Below are 330 nucleotides of genomic sequence, written 5' to 3'. Positions count from 1 at the left end.
GGAAATGCTCAATACCATGCAGGTGCTGGAGGACGATGAAGAATACCAAAATCCAGTTGATTTGCTCTTTGAGGATTTAGCCAAAAAGAAGCCGAACAGCTTTGCAGGACGGCAGTACAATCTCTATAAATTAGCTGCCGGAAAGACCGCAAAATCCATCCTCATTTCCTGCGGTGCTAGGCTTGCCCCATTCGACATTCAAGATTTGCGCGATTTAACGATGTATGATGAGCTACAACTGGATACGCTGGGCGATAAGAAAACAGCTCTGTTCCTCATCATGTCGGATACGGACAGCACCTTTAATTTCCTGATTTCGATGGTCTACAC

General features: G+C 45.5%; 1 pseudogene. It reads left to right on the top strand.

Annotation, left to right across the window (positions count from 1 at the left end):
* Positions 1–330 (top strand): annotated as a pseudogene (locus P0G09_RS16520) (type IV secretory system conjugative DNA transfer family protein); the annotation flags it as partial.

It is taken from the genome of Faecalibacterium sp. DFI.5.82 (assembly GCF_029076575.1).
In the GTDB taxonomy this organism is placed as follows: domain Bacteria; phylum Bacillota; class Clostridia; order Oscillospirales; family Ruminococcaceae; genus Faecalibacterium; species Faecalibacterium duncaniae.
This window is presented reverse-complemented; position numbering and strand designations above follow the sequence as displayed.